The organism is Parendozoicomonas haliclonae, assembly GCF_900174585.1.
Lineage (GTDB): Bacteria > Pseudomonadota > Gammaproteobacteria > Pseudomonadales > Endozoicomonadaceae > Sansalvadorimonas > Sansalvadorimonas haliclonae.
Genome location: NZ_FWPT01000017.1, coordinates 26,891 through 48,762 on the forward strand (window position 1 = coordinate 26,891; position 21,872 = coordinate 48,762).

Annotated in this window: 17 protein-coding genes; 2 read left to right on the forward strand and 15 right to left on the reverse strand. The window is 52.8% G+C overall.

Translation table 11 applies throughout. The annotated features are described in order from the left end of the window. Window positions 1-13: 13 nt before the first annotated feature. Entirely contained in the window at window positions 14-1,768 is a 1,755-nt protein-coding gene (locus tag EHSB41UT_RS23300; RefSeq protein ID WP_087113275.1) for an alkyl sulfatase dimerization domain-containing protein, read from the reverse strand. Between the two features lie 104 nt (window positions 1,769-1,872). Between EHSB41UT_RS23300 and EHSB41UT_RS23305 the strand changes: the two genes are divergently transcribed. Beyond that, complete coding sequence (locus tag EHSB41UT_RS23305; protein WP_087113276.1) at window positions 1,873-2,922, forward strand: AraC family transcriptional regulator; 1,050 nt, start codon at window positions 1,873-1,875, stop codon at window positions 2,920-2,922. On the opposite strand, the gene EHSB41UT_RS23310 is transcribed toward EHSB41UT_RS23305, so the two are convergent. Further along, a complete protein-coding gene (locus EHSB41UT_RS23310) occupies window positions 2,919-4,916 on the reverse strand; it encodes a pyrroloquinoline quinone-dependent dehydrogenase (protein ID WP_087113277.1) in 1,998 nt (665 codons plus the stop codon). The genes EHSB41UT_RS23305 and EHSB41UT_RS23310 overlap by 4 nt on opposite strands. 164 nt (window positions 4,917-5,080) lie before the next feature. Here EHSB41UT_RS23310 and EHSB41UT_RS23315 point away from each other — a divergent pair, with 164 nt between their 5' ends. Beyond that, window positions 5,081-6,769, forward strand: a complete 1,689-nt coding sequence (locus EHSB41UT_RS23315; protein ID WP_087113278.1) for a carboxypeptidase regulatory-like domain-containing protein — start codon at window positions 5,081-5,083, stop codon at window positions 6,767-6,769. 50 nt (window positions 6,770-6,819) lie between these two features. On the opposite strand, the gene EHSB41UT_RS23320 is transcribed toward EHSB41UT_RS23315, so the two are convergent. The 13 genes from EHSB41UT_RS23320 to EHSB41UT_RS23380 all read right to left on the reverse strand — a co-directional run bounded on the left by EHSB41UT_RS23320 (window position 6,820) and on the right by EHSB41UT_RS23380 (window position 21,746). Beyond that, entirely contained in the window at window positions 6,820-7,686 is an 867-nt protein-coding gene (locus tag EHSB41UT_RS23320; protein WP_087113279.1) for a LysR family transcriptional regulator, read from the reverse strand. Next, complete coding sequence (locus tag EHSB41UT_RS23325) at window positions 7,683-8,162, reverse strand: GNAT family N-acetyltransferase (RefSeq protein WP_087113280.1); 480 nt, start codon at window positions 8,160-8,162, stop codon at window positions 7,683-7,685. Before EHSB41UT_RS23325 ends, EHSB41UT_RS23320 begins: the two co-directional genes overlap by 4 nt. Window positions 8,163-8,324: 162 nt before the next feature. Beyond that, window positions 8,325-8,618 (reverse strand): hypothetical protein, encoded by a 294-nt coding sequence (locus EHSB41UT_RS23330; protein WP_087113281.1) that lies wholly within the window; start codon window positions 8,616-8,618, stop codon window positions 8,325-8,327. Window positions 8,619-8,635: 17 nt separating this feature from the next. Continuing rightward, window positions 8,636-9,988 (reverse strand): reductive dehalogenase, encoded by a 1,353-nt coding sequence (locus EHSB41UT_RS23335; RefSeq protein WP_087113282.1) that lies wholly within the window; start codon window positions 9,986-9,988, stop codon window positions 8,636-8,638. A 276-nt stretch (window positions 9,989-10,264) separates the two neighbouring features. Next, window positions 10,265-11,656, reverse strand: a complete 1,392-nt coding sequence (locus EHSB41UT_RS23340) for an OprD family outer membrane porin (protein WP_087113283.1) — start codon at window positions 11,654-11,656, stop codon at window positions 10,265-10,267. Window positions 11,657-11,941: 285 nt separating this feature from the next. After that, window positions 11,942-12,709, reverse strand: a complete 768-nt coding sequence (locus EHSB41UT_RS23345) for a response regulator transcription factor (RefSeq protein ID WP_165767384.1) — start codon at window positions 12,707-12,709, stop codon at window positions 11,942-11,944. Window positions 12,710-12,886: 177 nt separating this feature from the next. Then, on the reverse strand, window positions 12,887-13,189 hold the full coding sequence (locus EHSB41UT_RS23350) for a hypothetical protein (protein WP_087113285.1): 303 nt from the start codon (window positions 13,187-13,189) through the stop codon (window positions 12,887-12,889). Window positions 13,190-13,211: 22 nt separating this feature from the next. Further along, window positions 13,212-14,561, reverse strand: coding sequence for a reductive dehalogenase (locus tag EHSB41UT_RS23355; RefSeq protein ID WP_087113286.1), 1,350 nt, complete (start codon window positions 14,559-14,561; stop codon window positions 13,212-13,214). 378 nt (window positions 14,562-14,939) lie between these two features. Further along, window positions 14,940-16,313, reverse strand: coding sequence for an OprD family outer membrane porin (locus tag EHSB41UT_RS23360; protein ID WP_087113287.1), 1,374 nt, complete (start codon window positions 16,311-16,313; stop codon window positions 14,940-14,942). Window positions 16,314-16,535: 222 nt separating this feature from the next. After that, window positions 16,536-17,303 (reverse strand): helix-turn-helix domain-containing protein, encoded by a 768-nt coding sequence (locus EHSB41UT_RS23365; RefSeq protein ID WP_087113288.1) that lies wholly within the window; start codon window positions 17,301-17,303, stop codon window positions 16,536-16,538. Between the two features lie 209 nt (window positions 17,304-17,512). Further along, complete coding sequence (locus EHSB41UT_RS23370) at window positions 17,513-18,862, reverse strand: OprD family outer membrane porin (RefSeq protein ID WP_087113289.1); 1,350 nt, start codon at window positions 18,860-18,862, stop codon at window positions 17,513-17,515. Between the two features lie 468 nt (window positions 18,863-19,330). After that, the gene (locus EHSB41UT_RS23375; protein ID WP_133060644.1) at window positions 19,331-19,954 is read right to left on the reverse strand and encodes a TetR family transcriptional regulator; all 624 of its coding nucleotides are present in this window, start codon (window positions 19,952-19,954) and stop codon (window positions 19,331-19,333) included. A gap of 70 nt (window positions 19,955-20,024) precedes the next feature. Continuing rightward, window positions 20,025-21,746, reverse strand: a complete 1,722-nt coding sequence (locus EHSB41UT_RS23380; protein ID WP_133060645.1) for a RodZ family helix-turn-helix domain-containing protein — start codon at window positions 21,744-21,746, stop codon at window positions 20,025-20,027. Window positions 21,747-21,872 lie beyond the last annotated feature (126 nt).

Sequence of the window (21,872 nt, forward strand, 5' to 3'; positions counted from 1 at the left end):
TTTTTGTTTGTGATTAGCGCATTGGATCAAACATGCTCAGAAAGCTGACCAGACCGGGCAGGGCTGTCAGGCCGCCTTCCACTTCCAGAGTGCCGTTAGCCAGGGCACGAGCAAAGCCTTCACCGGTTGCCACCAGATCAACCCAGTCGTCCAGTGCGACTGCGATCTGAATGTCGGCCTGTGGGTTGGGGCCGGGAACAAACTCGGCAATCCCGTTACGCACATGCAGGGTGAACTGCTGGTCGCGGTCGGTGAAATTGAAGTTGAGGCTGGTATCGACACCGGCGCTCTTCTCGGGATTCAGTGCGACTGTCATGGCCTGGACAAAGTTACCGGCCGGGAAGCTCTTCAGCAGTTCCAGCTTTTCATCGGTAATTTCTTCGGGAGGGAAGACGAAGCCTTCCAGCTCCATCGCCTGAGTCAGGTAGTAGTTACGACCGTTCGGGTTAATGGTGGCCAGCCCGATATTGCGCATGGCTTCGGCTTTCATGGCCTTGGCCTGCTGGTGGTCCGGTTCAACAAACAACATGTAGCTGATCAATTCCAGCGCCCAGCGGTTCTGCTGGTTATCAATGGCTTCCCGGGCAGAGAGCAGGAGTTTCTCTTTGCCAACCAGGGCCAGCATATTTTCACCCCGCTGCTGCAGCGGTGCTTTGGACAAGGTGGCAGCATCACCATCAAACCAGCCAAGGTAACCATTGAAGATGCTGCGCACAGACCACTCAACGGTGCCGTACAATTCCTGCAGGTAAGGATGGCTGACCATCGGTTCAGGCAGCTTCACAGCTTCGACCAGCTGGTCTTCGGTCAGGCCCTGGTTCATGCCGCGCAGGGTCTGGTCATGGACATACTGGATGCCATCACGGTACATGGTCAGGGTTTCCGCCACCTGCTGCTGACCACTGATCGGGCGACTGTGGCTGGGTACCAGATGTTCAGGTGCCAGCTCACGCATCAGATCAAGGCTGCCAACCCACTGCATCACATCACGGTTGGCTGTGCCCCGGATGGTATAGAGGTTGGGGAAGGCTTTATAAATATTGTCTCCGGGCAGCAGTACCTTCTGCTCCGGTAGATAAACAAACAGTTGGTCGTTGGTTTCACCGGGAGCGTGCACCAGCTGCAGCTGCACTCCGGCAATCTCAACATTCATCGTGTCATCAAAGGTTTTGGTCGGGCGCAGCAGGGTGGGGGTGCCACCGCCATGACCGGCATCCAGTGCCGGGCCGATGCCGGCATTCACCAGCCCCTGGTCACCGGGTTCGAGAATATTGCCGAACATACGACTGCTGCGGGTGGTGATGACCGGGCGCAGATGGTTAACGATGCGGTTGATATAGGCATCGGTGGTCGCATGGGCGTAAACGTCCACCTCACCATCGGGGGCAAAGCCCTTGCCGCCCAGAATATGATCCGCATGGTTATGGGTATAGATCAGCGCCTTAACCGGCTTGTCGGTGATTTTGCGGAATTCCGCCATGACCTTTTCAGCGGCTTCACGGCTCTCCATAACATCGACAATAATGATGCCATCGTCGCCTTCAATCATGATGGAGTTGGCCAGGCCAAAGCCGACGGCAACATGAACATTGTCGGTTACCTGATACACCTTGCGCTCAAACTCATAGGAGTGCGCTTTCAGCAGCGGGTGAACTTCTTTGCGGGTGTTGGCCTGGGTTTCAGGCGTTTGGTTCTGGCCACAACCGGCGAGAACAAGCACGGCAGATAAAGAAAGAGGTAAAAGAGCGGCTCTTCTTTTTATAATCATCAGCAACAGGCTCAGTAGCGTTTAATTTTTTTTATAGTGCGCTGGTATGGTATAACTCATCGCAGATGTCGACCTGACCCTATCGGACAGAAATTTGATCTGAGATGACAAGCAAGCAAGACTTATCCCGCCAGCCCGTTATTGTTGATGATGAGGTCACCACCCTGAATGGTGTGGCTTTGGTGCTGGCCGGAACATTGCAGGCCAGAGGCATTGACGTTGATCCGCTATTGTCGGAAGCGGGAATTGATCCTCAACTCTTGTCTCGCATGGGTCTGCGTATTCCCATGCAGCGGATGGCTGTGTTCTGGCAGGCAGCCGTGCGGGAAACAGGCTTAGCCAATATCGGCCTGGAAGTGGCCAAACGCTTTCACATTACCCACCTTCATGCCTTTTATTTTGCCATGCAGGCCTCGAATACCGTCCGGGAGGCCTTTGACACATTTCTGCGTTTTTCCGCCGTGATCAGTACCGCAATGATTGCTGAGTTTGATACCGCGAATGGTCGTGCCGAGCTGGTTGTGCGTGTGCGTGAAAACTGCTTTATGCCATGCCCTGAAGCGATTGATGCAACAGCGGCCATTACTGTGCGCTTTATGCAGGAGTTTATGGCTATGGAGGCTGATGATTTTCTATCGATCTCTTTGCCACGTCCTGCGCCTGAGCAACCCGAGCATTGGCAGGCCGCGCTGGGTTGTCCGATCACGTTTGGCAGCAAGGCGCTTATTGTTCGTTTTCATCCGCGGGTTCTGGATCGGGCCTTGCCGACGGCAAACCCGGCCATCGCCAAAGCCAACAGTGAGCTGCTGGTGCAATATCTGGATGGCTTAAATAATGATTTTCTCAGTCGGGCGACCCAGCGGCTGTCGGTCCTTTTAAATGAAGGGCGGGCGACCCAGGAAGCTCTGGCACAGGCGCTGGATACCAGCCCCCGTAATCTGCAGCGCAAAATGCAGTCTGAAGGGTTGAACTTCCGCCAGTTGCTGGATGAGCTGCGCCAGAAGCAGGCTTTGGAAGAGGTGCGCTCCACGACTCGACCGCTGACAGATATCGCCCACACCCTGGGGTTCTCTGATTCCGCCAGCTTTAGTCGGGCTTTCAAACGCTGGACCGGTGTTGCACCGAAAGACTATCGCAATGCGGCCAGTGTCTAATCGGCTGGCAGAGCAAAGGCGGTAATGACATCACCGGTTGGACGGGGCAGAATCTGGTGCCCGCCGGAGGCAATAACCACATACTGACGTCCATTGATCTGGTAGGTCATCGGGTTGGCATTGGCATCCACCGGTAGCTCGTAGCTCCATAGAAGATTCCCGGTGTTCTTATCAAAGGCGCGGAAGCGGCGATCCATCGTGGCACCAATAAAAATCAGGTCGCCGGCTGTCATCAGTGGGCCCCCCATATTTGGCGTGCCCATATTAATTTCAAAGGGCAGGGACACCGGGCCCATTTCATGGATGGAGCCGAGGGCGGATTCCCACAGGATCTCGCCAGACCTCATATTGATTCCAACCAGTTTGCCCCAGGGCGGTGCAACACAGGGGATGCCGAGGTTGGAGATCAGCGGTGTCACCTTGGCCGCGTAGGGTGTGCCTTTCATACTGACAAAGGAGCCAACAAAGCTTTCCTGCCCTTCGTCCTTATCTTCAATGCGCACCATCTGCCCGAGCAGGGCGGTGGTATTTACATTGGTGACCAGAATCTGGTCGTCATCGGAGAAGGCAGCACCGCCCCAGTTCATACCTCCGAGCGCACCCGGCATCAGCACAGTCGGGCGGCTTTCCCCGACAGGGGTGTACAGCCCTTCGCTGCGGGCTTCAGCAATCTGTCGTTCACAGCTGCCACGATCCCAGGGCGTGATGCCCCAGGCATCCTCTGTCGTCAGACCATGTTTGAGTAAGGGCGCGGGTGGGGAGACAAACGGCTGGGTGGGCGAGGTTTGCTCGCCGGCAATCTCCGAGGTGGGAACCGGACGTTCTTCAATAGGGAACAGCGGTTCACCAGTTTCCCGGTGGAAGGTAAATATCATGCCCTGTTTGGTGACCTGCACGACAGCCGGCACCTTCTGACCATCACGCTCAAGGTCAACTAGCATAGGCTGTGCCGGGGTGTCGTAATCCCACAGATCATGGTGAACAAACTGGAAATGCCAAAGCACCTTGCCACTTGTGGCGTCCAGTGCCACCAGAGAGTTGGCATAGAGGTTATCGCCGAGACGGTTGACGCCATACCAGTCCGGCGCTGCCGAGCCCGTGGGCACAAACACCATATTACGTTCGGAATCGACCGACAGTGGTGCCCAGGCGTTGGCACCTCCTGATTTGGCGGTGGGATTGTCCGGCCAGGTTTTGGCGGCTGGGTCATTCGGGTCTGTCGGAATGGGTTCAAAGGCCCATTTCTGTTGTCCGGTACGGGCATCAAAGCCAAACACGGTGCCTTTGGGGGGATTGGAATAATGGAAGTCGATCACCTGGGAACCCACGACAATGGTGTTGTTTACCAGAACCGGCGGTGAGGAGCTGAAGGCGTAACCCTTCATCTTGCCTTCACCGGAATAGATCGCCATCTCGCCGGGAACAGGATTGCCGCCAAAGTCCGGGCAGGCCTCACCGGTTATGGCATCCAGTGATAACAGACGGCGGTCATTGGTTGCCGAAACGATACGGTGTTTGCAGGCAGCACCATCGTCTGCCTCAACATCTTGCCAATAACTCACCCCGCGGCATTTGAACGAGTTTTTAATCTTTGTATTCAGACGGGCATCGTAGCGCCAGCGTTCCTGCCCGGTTTCCGGGTCAACGGCAATCACATCATTAAAGGCTGCGCAGAATACCAGACTGCGGCCTGCCTGTTCCGGTAATAGAATAGGCGTGACCTGCAGACTACTGTGCTTCATCAGTGCGCTGTAGCGTTCTGCATCACCGGTATGAATCTGCCAGGCAATCTCCAGATCCTGCACATTACGGGTATTAATGTGTTTAAGAGGGGAAAACTTTTGCCCGCCTTCATTGCCGGCGTGATGGGACCAGCCAGCATCAGGTCCAGCCCCTAAAGAAACGGATTGAGGCTTGGATTGCAGGTAAAGAGTCGTGGCAACTCCCGTTATCAGTACAGCGCCAAGAAGAGGGACAAACTTTTTTATTATCATAATTGTTCCCGGGGCCGCCCTTTAATAAGCGGCCATGGTCGAATACAGAACAGGCGTGCCATGTTATCATGGCGCGATTGTCTTTGACCGTCGCGTCCGAGAATAAAGACGAAAGCGGTCATCAAAAATAGAAAGTGGCAACCAATAATAAAAAGGAAACAGCCATGAATCTGCTGAAAACAGCCATACGCCTATCACTGGTGGCGGGGCTGGGATTACCGGCCAGTTATGGCATGGCGGACACGTTAACCGGTACTGTGACGGATAGTCAGGGGCAGCCGCTGGAAGGTGTCTCGATCAGCCTTCTTCAGAAATCTCCCTTAAAACAGACCACCCTGTTTACCAATGCTCAGGGGCAATACACCTTTACCGAAATACCAGACAGTGCCTTTGATCTGCGCGCACGGCTGATTGGCTATAGGGATAGCATTATTCCATTTCCAACGGCTTCAGAGGATTCTGGTACTGCCCATAACTTTTCCCTTGAGGCTGCCACAGAAGGTGAGCTGTTAATGCAGCTGCCTGCCAATGTCTGGGCGGAACGCATCAAGTTTGATGATGAAGAAGCGTTCAAGGCCTTCCGGGTTAACTGCATGACCTGCCATACCCAGGGCAATATTGAAGCGCGCTGGGCCCAGAATCGAGAGAACTGGGAGGTGATCTATAACCGCATGGCGCACAAAGGTGCGCGGATTACCGCAGAAAGCCAGGATCAGATCGCCGAAGCGTTGATCAAAGCCTACGACACCAGTGGTCCATTGGGTTTCCCGCGTATGCCGGTGGCACCAAGAGGTAAAGAAACCCGGGTTGAGATTACCGAATGGGTGATGCCACGTGGTTCCGTCCCCCACGATGTGGCTCCCGGACCGGAAGGACGGGTGTATGCGGCGGATGCCGGTACCAGTCTGGTGGTGCGCCTGGATCCGGAGACCGATGAGATGGTGGCACTGGATGATCCGAAGTCCCGCCCGGAAAACCCCAACAGTATGCATACCGTTCTGCCGAGCTTTGATGGCGAGAATGTCTGGTTTATTTATTCCGCCGGCAATATGTTGGGTAAGCTGGATGTGGCCAGTGAAGAGATGGATGTCTTCAATGTTCCTTTCTACAAAGGCGTGTATCCCCACACCATGAGGGCCGATGCTAATGGCAAGCCCTGGTTCACTATGTGTGGTTCCAACCAGCTGGCCAATATAGATGCCGAGACCGGGGATATTAATTACTTTGATCTGCCGGCCAAGGATCTCTGGCAGAGCATGATGACCTTTCCCCCGTTTATCAAACTGGTTTATGAAACCCGCGAGCTGTTTGGTATCAACACTCTGGGGGATATCGAGGAACTCCCATGCCCGTATGGGATTGATATCGCCCCGGATGGCAAAATCTGGGTCGGCCAGTGGTTTGGCAGTGCCATTGCTTCCTTTGATCCGGCCACGGAAAGCTTTGAAAAGATTCCAACGCCGTTTAATGGTCCGCGCCGGTTCCGCATTGATTCCAAAGGTCAGTTATGGATTCCTGCTTTTGCCCAGGGACAGGTCTATCGTTATATCCCGTCCTCAAAGGAGTGGACCGCCTTTGATCTGCCAACCGGTCGTGGTGATGCGCACTATGCATTGACGGTGAATCCGAAGGACGACAGTGTCTGGGTGGCTGGCTCCAATTCCGACACGATTATGCGACTGGATCCGGAGACCGGTGCATCTCTGGTTTATCGTCTGCCAACCCGGTTGAGCTTTGTCCGCGAACTCTACTTTGATGAGAAGGGTGATCTGTGGACCGGCTATGCCAATTCACCGGCTGCATTCTATGAGCAGGGTGCCGGCAGTATTGTGCGGCTGCGGGTGCTGGAATAAGGAATGAGCTGAAGAGCAGGCTTGGGCCTGTTCTTCAGCGTTAACGGCAATCAGATACGCAGCGCGTTAACAAACTGCAGGATGGCGGGGTTTGCTTCGCTCTTGGCCTTCCAGATCATATGCACCGGTTCGGTAATCTCGAGCATCGTATCGGTTTCCAGTTTGACCAGACGACCACTGACCACTTCACTCTCCAGCATCTGCTCATCCAGTAATGACCAGCCCAGACCAATCCGAACCAGCTGAACAATGCTGAACAGGCTTTCATTAAACCAGGCGTCCCGGGAAATACGGTGGCGTTCCAGATGCTGACGATCACGGATCACCAGTTGCCGATGCTTCTTTAACTCAGCCAGTGAGACCCGATCAGTTTTTGCGAGCGGGTGATTAGGCGCAACAAACACGGCCAGTCGCCCCTGTTTCAGGTGACGGACTTTCAAGGTATCCGGGAGTGCTTTTTTCGGCAGACTCATCAGGCCAATATGGCAGCGTTCATTGGCCACCATTTCTACAATTTCGTCCGTACCCGGATGCAGGAACTCCAGCTGCAGCGCCGGGAAGCGCTGGCTGAGATCCATAACCACCTGTTCCAGGCCCAGCCCCAGAGCCACATCCTCTACAGCGATAGACAACAGTGAGTCATCCAGAGACAGCAGGTTATCGGTGATTTGATCCAGCCAGCTGTTTTGCTGGAGCAGGGTGTTCACCTCCGGCAGGATAGCCCGCCCCCGGGAGGTGAGTACCGGGTTCCGACGGCTGCGGTCAAACAGATCAAAACCCAGTTCGATTTCCAGATATTGAATCTGGGTACTGATCACCGATTGTGGCTTGCCCAGTTTGCGGGCCGCTGCCGAGAAGGAACCCTGCTCGGCGGCGGCACTGAAGGCCTTTAACTGTTCCAGCGTGTATTTCTTCACGGGCGTTCGGTAACCAGCTCCAGCCTTGGGCCTATCTCGCGAAAGCCCTGTTGCTGGTAGAAGGCCAGAGTCTTTTGCCAGCGTGGCTGCGGCGGCGCACCCACTTCAAGGAATGGCCAGCTTTTGGCTTCAGCCAGTTGGCGCGCTGCGGTAATCAGTTGCTGACCAATACCCTGTGAACGCCACTCCGGCTCAACATAGAGCTCCATAATTTCACCAAAGTAGCCGCCGGCATAGAGGGCTGCATTCAGGCTGATAGTGATCATCCCGATGACTTGACCCTGCTCGTCTTTCGCCAATAAAGCCCAGAAACTGTTGTCTTGTTCCAGCAGGGCATGGCAGGCATCCCGGTAATCCTGTTCTGTGCGCTCACCTGTTTCACCGTCCCAGAGTTCGGATTCCATGGCAAAGGCCAGCCGGGCCAAAGTGTCAGCATCAGCAGGCTGAGCCGGAAGAATAGTGATCGTGTTATTCATCAATGGAAGTTGCTCAGAAAACGGTTGAAGAGGCCGCGGGGCTCACCATCGTTTTTACGGGTGAAAGTAAAGATAGTGTAAGGATAAGGTGGGCGGACGGGTTGTGTTATTGATCTGCAGCAGTAAAGCAGGCGGGGAGTTATCCCTGCCTGCTTGATCAGATTATCGCATTGCGCTGAAGATCTGCCGCCCGCCAATGGCTGAGAGCACCAGACCCGGCAGAATAATCACCATCATGCCCATACTGCCGGCCTGGGGTTCGCCTTCCAGAACCGAGCTGACCGACCAGGCGATACCGGCAATAATCACCAGCAGGCCGATGCCGAATAGAGCCAGTTGACCCGGTTTGATGCCGTGGCTGAGTTTCAGCCAGATCAGGCTGCCCAGTGCCAGTGTGGTCATGACGCCCAGCAGGAAGAACAGCACTTCAATGCCGGTAAAGATTCCTAGAAACATTGTCGTTTTCTCCTGAATTAACCGCGACCGTCGTATTTACGACCTTCAGGCGACCAGAACTTGGCCACGGCCTTTTCGTCGAAGGTGTCACCAAAGCCGAACCAGATATCCATTTCCCGCATAAAGGTGTGCAGCGGTCCCGGCATCAGGGAGTTCATCTTCTCGATCATCCGGTGCTGCCAGAAGTCCGGCTTGTTGTAAGGGCAGGCCGTTACGCAGGTACCACAGTTGGTGCCGCTGTCGTTCCAGTACTGCAGACACTTCTTGGAATCGGTCCACCACTTCTCGATACCCACATTATTGGTGCCGGCATCATGGCCTTCGTGAGGGTACAGGGACATCTTGTCTTCAAAGGAGATCGCCTTGGACGGGCAGGCATCGGCGCAGCGCTTGCAGCGTTCGCAGAAGTCCCGGACACCGAAGGTCTTTGGCTTGTCGTACTCAACAAAGTCGAAGTCGGTATACACCTTCATCAAACGAATACGCGGCCCCATGTTATAGGTGACCAGCAGACCCATACGGGAGGTTTCACCAATACCGGCAGCAATGGCATAAGGAACACTCATGCCCAGGTCGTTACCAGAAGCCACCGCGTGGTAACCCATGGCCCGCAGGAAGGCCGCCACACCGTAAGCCACATAGGACATACGGGCATAACCTTCACCGATAATGCCGTCGTTAGTCAGGGACGGTGCAGTGGATTGGCCTTCGTAGTCAGACTCAATAGCCAGGGCAATGACGGTTTTTGGTTTGAACGGGAAGTCGTCCCAGGTGCGGACTTCACCCTTTACGGCATCCAGGAAGGAGGCGTAATCCCATCGATCGTCCTGACGGGTAATACCGACCAGATTGGCACCAAACATACGGGCGGTACGCTTGATCGCATTGGCCGCATCCTGTTTGTTCTCAAATTGATGCTTCTGAGGCCACACCGGGTTATCCCAGCGGTACAGACCGATGTCAAAACCGGTATTGGAAGAGTAACCGTTCAGCTGGTCACACAGATCCCACGCCGCCATATTGATAGCGTGATCAACTGTGGTAAAACCGGGCTTGGAAAAATCGGTGTAGGTCGGGTTGTACGGGTTGCCGTATTTCTTGGCGAAATAGTGGAATGCCGTCCGTTCCTGGTGATAACGCTGGTAGTCGTCTGCGACTTTCAGCGGGAATTCATCATGCTCGGTAAACAGGTGAGCATTGCTGCCTTCACTGGCAGCCGGTGTATTGGCCAGAGCCTGGGCTGGAGCTGTTGAAGCCAGAACGCCGGCAGCACCAGCCAGTCCGCTGAAAGCACCAAATTTAAGCAGGCCGCGGCGGTTGATGCCGTGGGCCTGAACGGCTTCAGAAACAGGTGTGGATTGTTCACTCATAAGAGGGATCACGTTGAGAGAAATGACGCGTTATGGTCGGAAGATTCAGCCGCTATCACCACTATGGAATTCCATGAAAATGACCAGAGAGCAATAGCAATGCTGATACATATCAATGGTTTCGGAGGCTTGGGAACGTCCAGGTATTGCTGAGATGCTCTTGATCGCTGGGGTGTCTGAATGGCTTGGCCGGTGGGGAAATTACGCAAGCTGAAAATAAAAAATCCGCTGCCGGGAAGGCGAGCGGATTTCGAGAGTATGATAACAGATGAGTGCTTAGAAGACTTTGACAGTGTAATCAAGGATCACCCGACCGCCGTGGGTATTGCTGTAACCGCCGCCGTCTTTGTTGTAGGAGACATTCAGCCACAGCCCCTGCAGAGGGCCATCAAACACTTCGTAGGTCGCACCAATCACACCTTCCCAGGCGTAATCATCGGTCAGTGGCAGAAGACCATTCATAGGCATAGGGATCATCGTGGCTTTAGCATCCCAGCCATAAGCGGCCTGAGCCAACAGGGAGACATCATCCAGACCGAAGGCGCTCAGCTTGTAGACACCACCAAACATCACCGACTTCATCTCCGCATGGTTAAAGTCGTTCCAGATCATGGTGGTGTGGTTAGTGCGGTTGTAGAGTTCATTGGTGAAGGTTACGTTGTACGCCTCATCACCCACCTGGGAATAGCCGCCACGGAGCATCAGGTTGTCACCCATCAGGCCGGTCAGGTTGAGGGCATACATATCGGCTTCATAGTTTTTCCCGCCCAGGAATGGGTTGTAATATTTGCCACCTTCCTGCTTGTGGTAGACCAGACTGCCGATCAGGAAATTCTCTTCGCCCATCGGCAGACCGGCCTCCGCTTTGACCATCCATTTCTTCAGATAATCTTGTTGCTCGCCGTAATGGATGCCGATATTGGCTGATTCACCAGGCTTACCCAGAGTGATACCGGCCATTTCCAGAGGGATTTCTTTGAATTCCCCCACGCCGGTGAAAGGATTCACGTTAATGTCCGTGCCCATCTTGTCCATCTGGCTGGACTGGTAGTGACCTGCTTTTTCCATACGGGCGACATAGCCACTCACCATTTTGTAATGGCCGTTGATCAACGCGCCTTCCAGTACCTGCGGCAGGGCGGAATCCATTTCTGGCGCAATCATTGGCAGATTGGGAATCATCCGGCCGACACGACCATCAAAGCCCAGAGTTTCATTACCACCACGGAACTTGATATTGGCGACACCGATACGGCTGATGGTGTCGATATCGTTGTGTTCCCAAAGCTGTGTAGTAGGTGCAAATCCGTCATTTTGCAGGGCTTTGGCGCCCTGGGCACTGATATCGAAACCGATGAAATCCCACATCCAGCCGGACTGAAAGTCGGCCCAGACAGCCAGACCCGCATCACGGCGTTCCGCCTGTGTATACATGGATGCAGCCGGCTTCATAAAGTCATTCATCGGCTTGTTATAACTGTCCCGGTTATAAGCCACCATCCGCAGCTTGATATCCAGGCTGGCATCATCGATCAGGGCAAAGCCGGAATCAAAATCAAAGGTGCCCAGATCTCTTTTGGCTTCCGAGACCAGTGGTGATGCAAAAGCAGTATGTGCTGCCAGGCTGGCGCCGATGGCCAGGGCAATAACGGACTTCTGAAAGTGCATGACAAACAACTCAGTGTGTTAGTGGCTGTGTACAGATATCCTGCCGGCCGTATCAGGGGATCTGTTTGCTGCTGTGTTAATCCCGGGGATTGCAGGCTTCGATATCCATGTGAGAGATCTATCGAAACCGGCATGGCATCCCTGGCTGACTGGCATTATTGAAATGTCGGTGGGGAAAGAGAACTATGGAATTCCATGAAAACACTTCTGCCACTGTGGGAATGGCAGACAGTGTTGATGTATATCATGCTCGCCCGGAAGAGAAAGGAGGCCTGCGTTGTTCTCTCAGGTGATTTGCAGCTGTTCGGCAATCTTGATCAGATGCAGACGGTTTTTGGCCTGTAACTTCTGCCGCAGCAGTTCAAAATGATAATCTACGCCGCGTTCTGACATACACAGCTGGTCGCATATCCGCTTACCGGTGTACCCATCCGCTGCCATGCGAAGGATTTTCAGGGTTTTCTGACTGAAGACACCCATCTGTAAATAGGGATTGAACAGTTCACGGTAAAACAACATGAATTCCAGATGGTAGGAAAACAGCAGGCTGCACAGTTCATGTTGTTTATCGGCATACCAGCGTTGCATATCGGTTTCTTTACGCCAGCTTTTCAGGGAGAACATCGTGCCCCATTCGGAACTGCAGAAGGCCGTAATGGGCAAGCTGATCGATGAGTTGAAGTTGGTGTCGCCGTGGGCTCGGGCGACCTCAAGGTTTTCGAGAAAGTAAAACACCGGCTGGCTGAAAATCTGGTCTCGGCGTGGAGTCAGGTCGCCCTCCCGCAAATGGCTGAGGAAGGCTTTATGCAGCTGAAACTCTTCCTCGCAGGATGACAGAGAGGTTTTGGCTTTGGCGATATGGCTGAGTTTGAACAGGCGGCTTTCCGAGGGGGCATGAATATCATCAATAACCCGAAAAGGAATACCTTCATAGGTGAAGGCATGGAATCCCATCGGCTCAAGGTCGGCCATAAGGGCAGCTTTGATGTCGTTGAGGGAGCGTTTGGTACTGAGTGTCTGGGATATCAGGTGGTTATTTACGGCAGCGGACATACGTCCCCCCATCAAAGCGAACTGAGGGTTCTCTAAAAAGCACGCATGATGCAACAGGTAGAATGTGTCGTTTTTTGATCTGGAGCAGACAAAAGAGAGGAGAGTTCAGCTGGCTGACAATAATAAACGGGGCTAAATAGTAAAAGGCCGGGCGCGAGAGGCCCGACCTTAAGAGGGTTATGCTGTCTGACGAAGACCGTTGAACACCTGACGTCCGCCAATGGCGGAAAGAATCAGGCTAGGCAGAATAATGACCATCATCCCCATACTGCCAGCCTGAGGCTCACCTTCCAGCACCGAGCTGACCGACCAGGCAATACCGGCAATAATCACCAGCAGGCCGATGCCAAACAGGGACAGCTGACCCGGTTTGATGTCGTGGCTGAGTTTCAGCCAGATCAGGCTGCCCAGAGCCAGAGTCGTCATTACACCCAGCAGGAAGAACAGGACTTCAATACCGGTAAAAATACCCAAAAACATATGATTTCTCCTGAACTCTGAATTAACCGCGACCGTCGTATTTACGACCGGCTGGATCCCAGAACTTGGCCACGGCTTTCTCGTCGAAGGTGTCGCCAAAGCCGAACCAGATATCCATCTCGCGCATAAAGGTGTGCAGCGGTCCCGGCATCAGGGAGTTCATCTTCTCGATCATCCGGTGCTGCCAGAAGTCCGGCTTGTTGTAAGGGCAGGCCGTTACGCAGGTACCACAGTTGGTGCCGCTGTCGTTCCAGTACTGCAGACACTTCTTGGAATCGGTCCACCACTTCTCGATGCCCACAGCATTGGTGGCGGCATCGTGATCCGCTGGCGGGTACAGACTTGGTTTGTCAGCGACAGAGATAGCCTTGGACGGGCAGGCGTCGGAGCAGCGCTTGCAGCGCTCGCAGAAATCGCGCACACCAAAGGTTTTCGGCTTGTCGTACTCGACAAATTCCAGATCGGTATACACCTTCATCAGACGGATACGCGGGCCCATGTTGTAGGTCACCAGCAGACCCATACGGGACGCTTCACCGATGCCTGCAGCCATGGCGTAAGGGACGCTCATGCCCAGATCGTTACCGGAGGCCACTGCCTTGTAACCCAGGTTGCGCAGGAAGGACGCCATACCATAGGCGACATAAGACATACGAGCATAGCCTTCACCGATAATACCGTCGTTGGTGGCAGACGGTGCGGTGGACTGACCTTCGTAGTCGGACTCAATCGCCATGACGATGACAGTCTTGGGTTTGAACGGGAAGTCGTCCCAGGTTTTGGTTTCGTTCTTGATCGCATCATAGAAAGACGCATAATCCCAGCGGTCATCCTGGCGGGTAATGCCGACCAGATTGGCACCAAAGGTGCGGGCGGCACGCTTGATTACGTTGGCAGCCAGCTCTTTGGACTCAAACGGATATTGCTGCGGATAAGTCGGGTTGTCCCAGTTGTACAGGCCAACATCGTAACCGGTGTTGGATGACATGCCGTTCAGGCGATCACACAAATCCCAGCCGGCACCGGCCAGCGCGCTGTCAATCACGGTAAAGCCCGGCTTGCTTTCATCCGGCGGCAGGGGCATGTATGGCGTGCCCTTGGTCTTGTAGAAATAGTGGAACGCGGTTCTTTCCTGATGGTAGCGCTGGTAATCATCAGCGACCTTGACCGGAAACTCATCATGTTCGGTAAACAGATGGGCATTGCTTTCTTCCGTGGCCGAAGTGCTGGCCATGGCCTTCATCGGGGTGGTAGCAGCCAGAGCGGTAGCCGCGCCAGCCAGACCGCCAAAGGCGCTGAACTTCAATAAGCCACGACGGTTGATGCCAGTGGCCTGCACAGGGGCTTCCGCATCATTATTACGATCACTCATTACCGGTTTCGCATATTGGTTAAGGATGGTGGAATTGTCGGAAAAACCGACATCTGTCTAACTGTGGGATCCCATAGGAAAACGGATGGCGAGTGGCAATGCTGATTCAGATCAATGGTTAGTCAGAGCAAAACCGCCATGAAAGGGGTAGACGACGATCTATCGCTTAATACGATGCAAACCATCTTTTCTAAAGAGAACGTAATGATATTATCGGCACATCGTAGATACAGTCTCAGGGTTTCCTGCTTCTGTATGGTGATGTCGTCAGATATTTACGATGGGGAAAAACCGCCAGCCCGGGCAGGCTGGCGGTTTACAAACAGAGGTGAGAGACCTGTTTGTCAGGCCCCGAAGTGTGTTGTGTGAAAAGCTGTGTTAGAAAAAGTTGATGGTGTAATCCATCATAATGCGGCCGCCGCGGTGGTTGTAGTAACCGCCACCGTCGCGGTTGTATAAGGCATTGAGCCACAGGCCCTGCAATGGGCCTTCAAAGACCTCATAGGTTAAGCCGGCTACACCTTCCCAGGCGGTGTCTTCGGTGAGCGGCATCAGGCCACCGGTTGGCGCTTCCATGATCTCGGCATCCCAGCCATAGGTGCCCTGGGCGACCAGAGACAGACCCTCCAGGCCAAAGCCGGCAAGAGAGTAGGCACCACCAATCATGACCGATTTCATATTGGCATGGTTGAAGTCGTTCCAGATCAGCGTGGTGTTGTTATCCAGGCCGAGAATCTGGTTGCTGAAGGTGAGATCATAAGGATCATCGCCTACCTGGCTGTAACCGGCTTTCAGCATCAGGGACTGACCGACTTCTGCCATCAGGTTAATGGCAAACATATCGGCTTTGTGGTCAGCCACCGGTGCGTACTTGTCACCATAGAGCTTGCCGCCTTCCTGTTTGTGATACAGGAACTGACCCAGCACAAAGTTTTCACCAACCGGCATGCCGGCTTCCAGTTTGACCATATATTTCTTCAGGTAATCGTCCTGATTACCGTAGTGGAAGCTCAGGGTCGGAGTGACACCCTGCTTGCCCAGAGTGATGCCGGCCAGTTCCAGAGGAATATCTTTGGTCTGCGGGTTGGCAACCGACCCTGGTACATAGACGTAGAGATCTTCGTGGTTGGTGGACTTCTCAGAGCTGTAGCCATCAAAGCGGGCCATATAGCCGCTGACCATACCGTAATGACCATTCAGCAGGACACCTTCATAGGTTTCCGGAATGGCTTTTTCCAGATCCGAGCTGATCAGCGGCAGGTTGGCAATCATTCGGCCCACGCGACCATCAATCCTCGCTTCTTCATCGCCAAAGCGGAACTTCAGATTGGCAACACCCACCTTACCGGCACTGGTGACATCATTCTTGGCCCAGAGTTGGGTCGATTCCTCAAAGCCACGGTTTTCAAAGGCCTTGGCACCCTGAATACCCAGATCAAAACCGACAGCATCCCACAGCCAGCCGGATTCATAGTTCAGCCAGACCGCCAGAGCGGAGTCTCTGCGTTCACCACTGTCGTACATGGCTTCGCCCATCATATTGGGCGGATTGTCACGGTAGCTGTCACGGTCATAGGCGACAAAGCGCAGCTTCATATCGAGACTGGCATCATCAAAGAAAGTGTTTCCGGTTTCCCAATTGATCAGATCGAGATTGCGTTTGGCATCGGCAGCAAAAGGGTTAGCCAGTGCTGGCTGGGCTGCCAGACCTGCGCCGATAGCCAGGGCGATTATGGTTTTTTGAAAGTGCATGACAACAACTCTGTCCTTATGTGACCCGGAACCTTCTTCCTGCCGGCTGGAGAGAAACCGGGAATGCGATGTTCGTGGTCTTGTGTGAAACCACAGGCATTATTTAAAGGGCAGGGCGGAAAAAAACTGTAGGATCCCACAGAGATATTTCCGGCTATTCCGTGTTGTTGATGCAGGTCAGTAAATTATCAAAGGATTGTGTAAAGAGAGGGGGAGCCTGGATCAGGTGATCTCCAGCTTCTCAGCGATTTTGATCAGGTGGAGGCGGTTTCTGGCCTGCAGCTTCTGCTTCAACTGTTCAATATGGTAATCCACCCCGCGCTCGGTGATGCAGAGTTGCTCACCAATCTGCCTACCGGAATAACCATTGGCAGCCAGCCGGATGATGCTGAGGGTCTTCTTGCTGAATGCACCCAGCTGCAGGTAAGGGTTGAATTGATCCCGGTAATGCAGCATCAGCTCAAGATGGTAGCCAAACAGCAGTTTGCCCAGCTCTGCGCCTTTATGTTCAAACCAGAGTGCCATATCCGTTTCCTGACGCCAGCTTTTCAGGAAGAATGTTGCTCCCCATTCGCTGCTGCAGAAGGCACTGATCGGCCAGGTGATAGCGGAGTTGTAGTTGTTATCACGCCCGCGTCTGGCTTTTTCACGGCTGTTCATAAATTCCACATTGGGGCGCTCAAACAGCTGCTGTTTTTTGGGGATGACATTGCTCTCTTTCATAATGCCAAGGTAGTGCTTGTACAGCTTGAACTCATCCTCGCTGGACGCGAGTGAGGTTTTGGCGGTAGCAATATGACTGAGTTTGAACAGACGGTCGGCAGCCGGCGCATTGATATCATCAAAGATCCGGAAGGGAATGGCATCGTAGGTGAAGGAGTGAAATCCCATGATCTCAAGTTCAGCCATCAGGCTCTCTTTGATGCAGTCCAGAGGGCGCTTATGGGTAAATTCCTGAGACATCCAGCCAGCGGATAGATTCATGGACATTGATGATTGGGTTCCTGTCACACATATTTCCAGCAAGGCGCGGAGAGTACGTAAAAACACTGTCGTCGGTTTTGATATAAGACAGTAGAAGAAAGATTAACAGACAGGCGCAGATCAATTTTCGATCAGTTTAAGGCGGGGGTGCAGCCAGCCGATGCCCGGCTGACTGCAAGGAACCTGAGAGAATGGTTCCTGAAACACAATGGCTATCAGAACAGTTTAACGGTGTAATCGAGAATGATTCGGCCACCCTGGGTGTGGGTATAACCGCCGCCGTCACGCTGGAAACTGGTGGTCAGCCACAGGCCTTGCAGTGGACCATTAAACACTTCATAGGTAATACCGGCTGCGCCTTCCCAGGCATAGTCACGGGTCAGGGCATTAAAGCCGCCCACCTTGCGCGGCATCAGGTCGGCATCCCAGCCATAAGCGCCCTGGGCAATCAGCGAGAGTTCCGGCAGACCAAATTCAGTCAGGGTGTAAGAACCACCAATGGAAACGGCTTTCATATTGGCATGGCTGAAATCACTCCATCCCTGGGTGGTGTTGTTCAGGCCGCTCTTGATGTTATCGCTGAAGCGAATGTCGTAGTGCTCATCGCCCACCTGGCTGTAGCCACCCTTGATCAGCAGGTTCTTGCCGACCTTGACCATCAGGTTCAGAGCAAACATTTCTGCTTTGTGATCGTCGCCCTGTACATAGTACTTGTCACCTTCCTGCTTTTGGTAAACCGCTTGAGCAGAAACAAAGTTGCCTTTGCCCATTGGCATACCGGCTTCTACCGCGACCGCCATCTTCTTCAGGTAATCTTTCTGATTGCCGTAATGGAAGCTGACGGTTGGGGTTTTGCCCTTCTGTCCGAGGGTCAGGCCGGCAAAGTCGAGCTGGAAGTCTGCACCGTTCGGGGTTTTGAGGGTGTTGTAGAAATTGGAGGTTTTGTTCATGCCACTGGTTTTGTGGGTGCTGTGACCATCGATCTGGGCCACATAACCACTGACCATCTTGTAATGACCATTGACCTGCGCGCCCTGAAAGGTTTCTGGCATGGCATGGGTATTACGGGATTTGGCGAAAGGCATGTTCAACATCATGCGACCAACACGGCCATTGTAACCGGCTTCCTTGTCGCCACCGCGGAATTTAATATTGGCAATACCTACCTGACTGGCATTACGGGTATCGTTATTGGCCCAAAGCTGGGTGGTTCTGAAATCACCATCGTTGGCCAGGGCATAGGCGCCCTGAACACCCAGATCAAAACCAATGGAATCCCACAGCCAGCCGGACTGGAAATCGGCCCAGACGGCAACGGCAGAATCCATACGCTCGGCAAATGGAACGCCTTCCTTAAAGGATGGATCGCGATAGCTGTCACGGTCATAGGTAACCGAGCGGAATTTAATATCCATGGTGGCATCATCAACAAATGAACTGCCGGTATCCCAGTTAATTAAATCAAGATCATTCTTCGCCTGGGGGGCAAATGGGCTGGCGAGGGCTGCCTGCGAGGCAAAGGTCGCCCCGACAGCTAATGCTATCAATGTTTTTTGAATACGCATGGAAACGACTCAATCCTTGTGCTGTGTGTGCTTTGTTTTCCTGCTGGCCAATGCGGGATGTGAGAGACTGAATAATCAGACAGGCCGAAACCAGGAGTTTGTCAGTAGAGAGAGTTATGGCCTGATGCGATAACGTGGCAACAAAGGTCTGGCTTCGAGGGGGATTATCGGAAGGGCGTCGGCAAAAATAACTATCAAAAATTATAGTCAAACGGCTGTTATTTCAGTTAACGGCACCGATTTTGATATGGGTCAGTTTTCAGCGTTGGCGGGTTATTGTCTTTGCATGAATTGTGTGTTCGCTTTGTCAGTTGTTTCTATTTATTAATTTACGGATTAATGACAAATGTGGCGTGAGAAGTGGAATCGGATTGGGCGAGATTAAAAATGCGTTAAAGGTGGTATTGAATTGCGACCCCTCCCTGACAGAGCAGGGAAGGTAAGTACGAAAAGGGAAACAATCAGCACTCAGGCTATACCCAGTGTTACCTGCAAATCCTTGAGAATAATGGCATCGACAGCAGGAAGATCCAGTGACGGGTCATCCAGATAGGTGTAACTGGACAGGCTAAAAGCCGTGCCGCTGAGTTTCCATGCACACTGGCGAGGTGGCAGTATTGGCTTGAACAGCCCCTGACTGCATCCCTGCTCGATTAGAGACTCGATGCTGTCGGTATAACTGGTCATACCCTGGCAGAATTCCTGTTTCAGGCCTTCATTGCGCCACATCTCATCAGCAGCACTCAGCCAGATGCGGGTATCAAATTCACGGTCGGGAATATTAGATGGTAGTAACAGTCTGCATAATGCATCGTAGGGTGACAGCCCTTCAATAGCCTGCAGATCATATTCATGGGCTGACTGCACAGCATAATGGACCGCTTCCTGTTTCAGATTGTCCAGCGAAGAAAAATGGTGGTGAATGGTGCCGGTAGCTGTTCCCATCTCTGCAGCTACCTTACGGGCGGTAATGCCGGCAAAGCCATGGGCAACAGCCAGCCGCAGGGTGGCATCCAGTATCGCTTTACGCTTTTCCTCTTTGGGCAGGTAACTCATTAACCGCTCGTCAGCATTGTCTACACGAAATGACACATCATAAAACCAACTTGAACATATGTCCAAGTTGGTTTTGGAGAATAAACCCGCAAATACCTCTCGATGTTTACTCTGGTGAACTGAGTGTGGCGGACAAGTTCTGGATTTTAGTCTGAAACGCCCCAAAGTTTTTCTTGTGATTGGCTATGATGCCTCTTTCCAGTGCCGGATTTTGTACCTGTAAGGTTGCTGTGTATTCCACATCAGCCTGTTGGTTCTCCTTGGGATAAAGCAATGTCGCTTCCATCTCCAGGGGATCCTGCATGATAACGTCGTAAAGTTTATCTGCCCCCGCCGAAATACGGGTTCTTAAAAGATTATATTCTCCCAGCAGGTGGTAATTTCCTTCACCGAAAGGCGTGTCCCGGAATAGTATCGGGTAATCTCCCAAAGCCATCATCAGGAAGGTCGTCATGATATTCATGCTGTTCTGCCTTTCGTTAAGAAACGGGCGAATCAGAAATTCCATCATCAGGCGGAAGTCTGTGGAAATATCAATTGCAGTTTCATTGCTGGCTTTACGGCTCAGTGCCATCTGAATCAGATAGCGCATCGCGGGAATCATCTGATCCGCAGGATAGGTTGCAATGGTCATTTTATCCGTGACCGAAGTCTGAGGGATAGGGTTTGGCATCGCCTCACTGGCGCGCCAGAATTTAGGAGGGTCGAAGCTTATCCATTTTTTATAGGTTTGCTGTTCATCGTTTAAAAACTTGGCTTCACGCCTCATTTCCAACAACGGGTGATTAGCAATCTGGGTTGCGAGATCGCGGGCATCAGCATCAGTATGGGTGCTCAGATAATTAACAAAATTCTGATGAATGCGAACCAGTCCATCAAATTGATTGGCCTGGAATCGCGTGATTTCAAAAGAAAGCGTAGTGGCGTCTTTACGAAACAATTCCCCATGCGTCTGAGTATCAAAATCGCGGGTCAGGAAATCATCTGTAAATACGTAATTGTAGGCAAGGTCGTAATTGTCAAAAGTCTGTGGTTCCAACAGGACATTAATGGACAGAAATAAATTAAGCAGGTAATGACTAAGTAAGGGAATATCGGGCTCAGCACCATTCGTTGTTCTGTTGTATTCGATCAATTCCAGAAAGTGCAGGAATCCCCACCAAAGGTTGCCCGCCTTGGCAATCATCAGCTCGGTATCAGCATCAAGGCGTGTTGTTGCACCTCTTCCCCGCTCAGATTTCGCAACATTGTTAAAGTCAGTAAACAGCAGCCGGGTTAATAGCCGCTCAGGAATCGCCTGAACCCGTTGAGTGATCGTTGGCACATCTAGTGCCAGTTGCAAATTGACATCCGAATGTAGCTGTGATGGTTCAGGTACTGCTTGAGAAGGCGCAGGTGAAGGAACGCTTTGGTTTACAATTGGTGTGACGTCAGGTGTGACATTTGTTGGTGGCGAAGAGGGCGGATTAAAGGGTGTTAATGAACCTTGCTGCAGTTGAGCCGCCATAGTCTGAACGATACTGCCTGTACCGGGTGGGACAGTTGTACCCGTCATCGTAGGAGGTGATGGCGTTGCTGATTGACTGGCACCCACAGTTGATACAGGTGGTACTGATGGCACTACTGGTGGTACTGGAACTGTGGTTCCCTGCTGCGAAGGTAAAAGCGTACTGTTGGTTTTTTTTAGCTGAAACTGCCTAAGCTGTGCCGCCAGAGAATTGACTGGATCAGGCTGATTGTCACTGACGGGTGGTGGCGTTTGAGCACCGGGATCGACAAATGGGTTTGTCGATGAAACAGGTAGTGGTGGTGATTGGAACAGTGACATGATCTGTTCATTGGTTTTGGTCTGTGTCTGGTTCGGGGCAGGTACTGCAGGTGTTTCTTATAACAATCTAACACTGCCGACAAATACAGAGGTCTATATGTCAGTGGTACTACTACAAATCAACAA

Bases quoted from the DNA above. Each gene is read 5' to 3' on its own strand.
- EHSB41UT_RS23300 (WP_087113275.1), bottom strand. From the start codon at position 1,768: ATGATTATAAAAAGAAGAGCCGCTCTTTTACCTCTTTCTTTATCTGCC.
- EHSB41UT_RS23305 (WP_087113276.1), top strand. From the start codon at position 1,873: ATGACAAGCAAGCAAGACTTATCCCGCCAGCCCGTTATTGTTGATGAT.
- EHSB41UT_RS23310 (WP_087113277.1), bottom strand. From the start codon at position 4,916: ATGATAATAAAAAAGTTTGTCCCTCTTCTTGGCGCTGTACTGATAACG.
- EHSB41UT_RS23315 (WP_087113278.1), top strand. From the start codon at position 5,081: ATGAATCTGCTGAAAACAGCCATACGCCTATCACTGGTGGCGGGGCTG.
- EHSB41UT_RS23325 (WP_087113280.1), bottom strand. From the start codon at position 8,162: ATGAATAACACGATCACTATTCTTCCGGCTCAGCCTGCTGATGCTGAC.
- EHSB41UT_RS23330 (WP_087113281.1), bottom strand. From the start codon at position 8,618: ATGTTTCTAGGAATCTTTACCGGCATTGAAGTGCTGTTCTTCCTGCTG.
- EHSB41UT_RS23335 (WP_087113282.1), bottom strand. From the start codon at position 9,988: ATGAGTGAACAATCCACACCTGTTTCTGAAGCCGTTCAGGCCCACGGC.
- EHSB41UT_RS23340 (WP_087113283.1), bottom strand. From the start codon at position 11,656: ATGCACTTTCAGAAGTCCGTTATTGCCCTGGCCATCGGCGCCAGCCTG.
- EHSB41UT_RS23345 (WP_165767384.1), bottom strand. From the start codon at position 12,709: ATGTCCGCTGCCGTAAATAACCACCTGATATCCCAGACACTCAGTACC.
- EHSB41UT_RS23350 (WP_087113285.1), bottom strand. From the start codon at position 13,189: ATGTTTTTGGGTATTTTTACCGGTATTGAAGTCCTGTTCTTCCTGCTG.
- EHSB41UT_RS23355 (WP_087113286.1), bottom strand. From the start codon at position 14,561: ATGAGTGATCGTAATAATGATGCGGAAGCCCCTGTGCAGGCCACTGGC.
- EHSB41UT_RS23360 (WP_087113287.1), bottom strand. From the start codon at position 16,313: ATGCACTTTCAAAAAACCATAATCGCCCTGGCTATCGGCGCAGGTCTG.
- EHSB41UT_RS23365 (WP_087113288.1), bottom strand. From the start codon at position 17,303: ATGTCCATGAATCTATCCGCTGGCTGGATGTCTCAGGAATTTACCCAT.
- EHSB41UT_RS23370 (WP_087113289.1), bottom strand. From the start codon at position 18,862: ATGCGTATTCAAAAAACATTGATAGCATTAGCTGTCGGGGCGACCTTT.
- EHSB41UT_RS23380 (WP_133060645.1), bottom strand. From the start codon at position 21,746: ATGTCACTGTTCCAATCACCACCACTACCTGTTTCATCGACAAACCCA.